Here is a 6,179-nt window from a genome sequence, read left to right on the forward strand (position 1 = left end):
CCTTATTTTATTTAAATAATTTCTGTACGAAGGCTGCATAGGCAGGCCGCCAGACATCCATTTCATGGTTCAGGCCGGGATATTCCTGGTAATCAAACTTAATTTTTTTCTGCTCAAGCTCAGTTTTCAGCCCGGCGATATCCTTGCCGGTTACGACATCTTTATCACCAACGACCACAGTAAAATTACGTAGTTGCTGGTTAATAGCTGCCGGATCGTTCAGCCGGGCCGCGACACCTTCATCCGGTACGGTTGTCGTGGTAACACCACTGAATGTGGCCAGCCAGCCAAAGCTTTCCAGATGATTCATTCCCGATACCAGCGCCTGATACCCACCTTGTGAAAGCCCTGCCAGTGCGCGACCATCGGCATCTTTACGGACGTTAAAACGCTTGCTAATCAGCGGGATAATATCGTTCATCAGTTCGCGATCTGCCGCTTTAGCATTCAGCGGATAAAAGACTTTACGTCTTTCCTGAGGCACGAAATCTTCGGGAATAATGCCCTTCGCATCGGTTTCGGTATCTGGGATCACCACCAGCATCGGTTTAATTTTCCCTTCAGCCAGCAGGTTATCCATGATTTGCGGGATACGCCCCTGATCGATAGCGGAACGTCCAGTATCACCAAAGCCGTGATAGAAATAGAGCACTGGCAAAGGCTCGCCCATGCCGGTGTATCCTGGCGGGGTCCAGACATACATCTGACGTTCAGATTGCAATGCGTTGGAGTGGTAAGTTATGGCGATCAAATCACCATGCGCAACAGAACGCGTATCCAGATAACTGCCTGGCACCAGAATCATACTGGAGTTAACCTGGCGCTGAGGCTTAGTCATTGCGGTGCCAGTATCAATGCTGCGTACACCATCAACATTGAAAAAATATTCGTACAGATTGCCTTTCAGGACAGGTGTGCGCCACGACCAGACTCCCGCTTCGTCTTTGGTCATCGGGTGAATATTGTCCGGAACCGGAACACCCACCACTACGGAGACGTTTTTTGCCCCAGGGGCAAAGTAGCGAAAGGTCACGCTGTTATCGGCATTGACCTGAGTCACATACTGTTTAACCGGAATAGTGGGTGCCGGGCTGGCTGGCATATCCGCTGCTATGGCCCACTGAGCAGAAATACCGCTGGCAATAGCCAGCGTTAAAGCAGCAATTTTTATATTCATCGTAATATTCCTTTCATTAAGTTCCATTACCACCAGATTTCAGCCTGGGCACCGACAGCAAACTGGTCGTCTTTATTGTCTTCAAAGGTGAAGCCATCCAGTTCGTTTTCCAGGGCTTTGATATACGTGGCGTAGAAACGAATTTCCGGACGCGAGGTCAACATACTGGTATTGACTTTAAAGGTATGGAAGAGCGTGGTTTTATAACCAGACTCATTAAATTTATTACTATTCGCATCTTTGTTTTGCTGGGTGAAATAGCCCAGTTCAACACCTGTCTGGTTATATTGGTCCCAAATATAGGCCGGGCGAACAACCGCACGAATAGATTCGAAATCAGAGTGGGCGCCTGTTTCGTAGCTATATATATCGTTACCGAAGGAGTAAACAATCGCGTTAGCTACAATGAAATGATCGCCAATATAGGCTTCGCCCTGCGAAGTCAGACGTACCGCTGTTCCGCCGGTGTGATCACCATAATAACGACCATTAAAGGTGGTAAATGGACTTGCGCCAGCATAACGGCCAAAGTTACTGGCGATAGAATTATTCGCGACCAGGAAGGAGAATTCGTTGAAGCCACCTTTATCAAATTTCTGCGTTAAAGATGTGCCAAACATCCAGGTATCTTTCCAGTCATAATACCCGTTATTATCCTGATTATCTTTTTCCGATGCGCTTTCGTTTGCCGTGACATAACGACCACTTACCATTAAGGTGGCTTTATCCCATAACGGGATATCTTTATAGCGTAAATCAATGGTATTGGTATTAATCTGCTGTTTGTTTTGCAGGCTGCGATCGTAATCATCGACATCTTCGCGAACCAGCGCGATATCAATTTTACCCGGACCGACTTTCCAGTTTTCCAGACCTACACCCGCTGCGGCATCAGTACGCTGCGTTTTCCAGTCAAGCATCTGGATTTCAATTTTCGGCGCACCGTGTTTACCCACCCAGAAATCAGCCTCTGGCGCAAAGGGCAGGAAACCTTTGGTGGTAACGTACATATCGGAGAACTGCATATAGTTCTCGCCACCGGCGTTATCGCCAAACCAGCCGGTAGAGTACTGCTGACCAACGTTACCATCCATCATCACAACGGCATCAACCCGTTTGCCGTTTTCGTTGTAGACACGTTGTTTTAACTGCAAATCAAACCAGCCGGAGTATTCGTTACCAAAGCGGCCCAGAGAACCAATCGCCCATGATTTAGGTGAACCATGAGAGGCGGTCCCCCAACCAGAACGGTAATAGCCGTTGTAACTAAAGCCAATTTCATCTTTCACAAATTTACTGAAATCTTTCAGAGTCATGGAAGAATAAATCGAGCCTGTCTCACTGGCATTTTTCTCTTCATTTTTGACCAGTACAGCATCAGGTTTTGCGGCACTACTGGTCGGGAACGGATTGGCGGCATACCCTTGATCATTCGTACTTACGCTACGATTCACCGTCGCTGGCGTATACTTTTTCTTCTCTTCATCTTTATACTTTTTGAGTTCGCTTTGCGTTTCTCTTAACGCCTTTTCTAATAACTCAAGGCGTTGTTCCACCGTTAATGATTCAGCCAATGATTGTGCAGAAAAGGCTAACGGTGCCATTAATAAGATGGCAGAGGTAATAAGATTTCGTCTAAACATAATATCCCTTTATGGTGCAAAGAAAGAATTAACGCATCGCATCCAGACTGTTCTGAATGCGACGATAATTAAGGTGCTTTAATGGTTATTTTTTTTAATGACAGCCCCCGCGTCTTGATCACCTCTGCATACCATCCGAAGCTTTTCTTGCGTGTTCTTGTGAGGCTTCCTTCGCCATTATCATCACGATCCACATAAATAAAGCCGTAGCGCTTAGACATTTGTGAATGAGATGCACTGACTAAATCAATTGGCCCCCAACTGGTGTACCCCATAATATCCACACCATCGGCAATCGCTTCATTTACCTGTACCAGGTGATCGTTTAAATAGGCAATTCGATAATCGTCCTGTATCGAACCATCCGCTTCAACGCTGTCTTTTGCGCCTAATCCGTTCTCGACAATAAATAACGGTTTTTGATAACGATCCCAAAGCGTATTTAACAGAACCCGTAATCCAACCGGATCAATTTGCCACCCCCACTCTGAACTTTTCAGATGCGGATTGGGGATCATATTCAGTATGTTGCCCTGCGCATTTTTATTAATGCTTTCGTCGTGGGAAACACAACCAGTCATGTAATAACTAAAAGAGATGAAATCGACGGTATGTTTTAAATCTTCTGCGTCACTTTCAGTCATCTCAATGGTGATATTGTGGTCGCGGAAGAAACGCTGCATATAGCCGGGATACTGGCCACGCGCCTGAACATCACCAAAGAACATCCAGCGCCGGTTCTCTTCCATGGCCTGCAACATATCCTGTGGCTGGCAGGTGAGGGGGTAAACCAGCCCACCGAGAAGCATATTGCCGATTTTCGCTTCGGGGAGCAGGCTATGACAGGCTTTAACTGCCCGCGCACTGGCAACCAGTTGATGGTGGATAGCCTGATAAACTTCCGCCTCGCCACTCTCTTCTGCCAGCCCCACGCCCGTGAATGGCGCGTGTAACGACATGTTGATTTCATTAAACGTCAGCCATAACGCCACTTTATGTTGGTAGCGAGTAAAGACCGTGCGGGCGTAATGCTCGAAGTGATCGATGACCGCTCGATTAGCCCAACCGCCGTAGTTTTTCACCAGCCCATATGGCATTTCGTAATGGGATAACGTTACCAGCGGCTTGATCCCCGCCTGCGCCATTTCATCAAACAGCCGATCGTAAAACGCTAACCCCGCTTCATTCGGTTCGACTTCGTCGCCCTGAGGGAAAATTCGCGCCCAGGCAATGGAAATACGCAGACAGGTGAAGCCCATCTCGGCAAATAACGCGATATCTTCCGGGTAACGGTGATAAAAATCGATGGCGACATCTTTGATATTCTCTTTCCCCAGGATGCGCGGTTCCATTTTTCCCATTACGCCATGAGGCTGTAAATCTGAGGTCGAGATCCCTTTGCCATCTTCCTGCCAGGCACCTTCCACCTGATTGGCAGCTGTTGCGCCACCCCAAAGAAATGTTTCTGGAAATGCTTTCATAATTAACTCCTTTTATCGTTAGCGAATGATGGATAACAGCGGTTCACCTGCGCTTATCTGCGCCGTGCCGTGGGGTAATACGTCCGTAAAATCATCGCTATTACTGATTAATACCGGCGTCGTCAGATCAAATCCGGCCTCGCGAATAGCAGGGATATCAAAAGAAATCAGCCGATCGCCTGTATTGACCTTGTCACCCACGTTGACGTGAGCGGAAAAGAATTTGCCGTCCAGTTTTACGGTGTCGATACCGACATGAATCAGGATCTCCACACCATCATCTGACTCAATGCCAATGGCGTGTAATGTGGCGAACAACGAAGCAATTCGACCCGCAACCGGAGAACGCACTTCACCAACCGAGGGCAGAATGGCAATACCTTTACCCAACAGGCCACTGGCAAACGTGGTATCAGCGACGTGAATGAGCGGCACAATCTCTCCCGTCATCGGTGAACAGATACCGCCCTGCTCAGGTGGTGTAATAACCTCTGGTGTTTTCTCTTGCGGGGCACCCTGCGCTGGCTGACGTTTAGCGGTGATGAAATGAAGCATCACCGTACCGACAAATGCGCAACCGATGGCAATGACACCGCCAATAACGCTGGCCCAGACGGTGAAATCAATTCCCGTTGACGGGATGGTTTGCATGAAGGTGAAAATACTTGGCAAACCAAAGGAGTAGACTTTCGTTTGCGCGTAGCCAATGATGGTGGCCCCCAAAGCCCCACTGATACAGGCGATAACAAAGGGGTACTTACGCGGCAGGTTGACGCCATATACCGCTGGTTCGGTGATACCAAACAGACTCGTCAACGCCGCTGATCCCGCCACCACTTTTTTCTGCGCATCGCGTTCGCAGAGGAAGACGCCGAGCGCCGCCCCGACCTGCGCCATAATGGCGGGCATTAACAGCGGGATCATGGTGTCGTAGCCCAGCACGGTGAAGTTATTGATACACAGCGGCACCAGGCCCCAGTGCAGTCCGAACATGACGAAGATTTGCCAGAAGCCGCCCATTACCGCGCCCGCAAATGCAGGAACCGCCTGATAAAGCCAGAGATAACCGGCGGCAATCAGTTCGCTTATCCAGGTTGATAGCGGCCCCACCAGCAGAAAGGTGACGGGTGTGATAACCATCAGACATAGCAATGGTGTGAAGAAATTTTTGATTGCCGACGGTAACCACGCATTAAGTCGGCGTTCCAGAATGCTGCACAACCAGGCAGAAAAAATAATGGGAATAACCGATGACGAGTAATTCAACAATGTGACCGGAATACCCAGGAAATCCAGCCCCAGCGCATCCGCTTTTTGCCCGTTCTCGAAAGCAGTCAGAATTAATGGATGCACTAACGCTCCACCAATCACCATGGCAGTAAATGGATTACCGCCGAAGCGTTTCCCCGCGGTGTATCCCAGGATTATCGGGAAGAACCAAAACAAGGCATCACTGGCGCTGAATAAAATTAAATAAGTACCACTTTGTTCGGTCGTCCACTGAAAAGTGAGCGCCAGAGCCAGCATACCTTTCAAGATCCCGGTTGCCGCCATCAAACCGATCAGAGGCGTAAAAATACCTGAAATAACATAAACAAAGCGGTTTAGCAGATTACCTTTATCATCATTTTCCGGTGCCTGTTGCGCTTTTTCGTCAAGGCCTGCCACACTGTTAACCGCCAGGAAGACATCGGCCACATGGTTACCTATGACCACCTGAAACTGGCCACCGCTTTCCACCACCATAATAATACCGGGGGTCTTTTTCAGTACCTCTGCTTGCGCTTTGCTTTCATCCTTTAGGTGATGCTGCCAACTTACTGATTTAGTGTATGATGGTGTTTTTGAGGTGCTCCAGTGGCTTCTGTTTCTATCAGC

At 48.5% G+C, this 6,179-nt stretch carries 4 protein-coding genes; all 4 read right to left on the bottom strand.

From position 1 onward, the window contains the following. Positions 1 to 7 precede the first annotated feature (7 nt). Positions 8 to 1,177, bottom strand: a complete 1,170-nt coding sequence (locus RTW80_RS09630; protein ID WP_001358258.1) for an alpha/beta hydrolase — start codon at positions 1,175 to 1,177, stop codon at positions 8 to 10. Between the two features lie 26 nt (positions 1,178 to 1,203). Beyond that, positions 1,204 to 2,820, bottom strand: coding sequence for a carbohydrate-specific porin BglH (gene bglH, locus RTW80_RS09635; protein ID WP_000489881.1), 1,617 nt, complete (start codon positions 2,818 to 2,820; stop codon positions 1,204 to 1,206). 68 nt (positions 2,821 to 2,888) lie between these two features. Then, positions 2,889 to 4,301, bottom strand: a complete 1,413-nt coding sequence (gene bglB / locus RTW80_RS09640; protein ID WP_000643228.1) for a 6-phospho-beta-glucosidase BglB — start codon at positions 4,299 to 4,301, stop codon at positions 2,889 to 2,891. 18 nt (positions 4,302 to 4,319) lie between these two features. Continuing rightward, a partial coding sequence (bglF, locus tag RTW80_RS09645; RefSeq protein ID WP_312718995.1) for a PTS beta-glucoside transporter subunit IIABC occupies positions 4,320 to 6,179 on the bottom strand: 1,860 nt, incomplete at its 5' end.

Source organism: Escherichia sp. AM3, assembly GCF_032029835.1.
GTDB lineage: Bacteria > Pseudomonadota > Gammaproteobacteria > Enterobacterales > Enterobacteriaceae > Escherichia > Escherichia coli.

What these genes read in the sequence shown, in the direction of transcription:
- RTW80_RS09630 (WP_001358258.1), bottom strand. Translation starts at nt 1,177, where the DNA reads ATGAATATAAAAATTGCTGCTTTAACGCTGGCTATTGCCAGCGGTATT.
- bglH (WP_000489881.1), bottom strand. Translation starts at nt 2,820, where the DNA reads ATGTTTAGACGAAATCTTATTACCTCTGCCATCTTATTAATGGCACCG.
- bglB (WP_000643228.1), bottom strand. Translation starts at nt 4,301, where the DNA reads ATGAAAGCATTTCCAGAAACATTTCTTTGGGGTGGCGCAACAGCTGCC.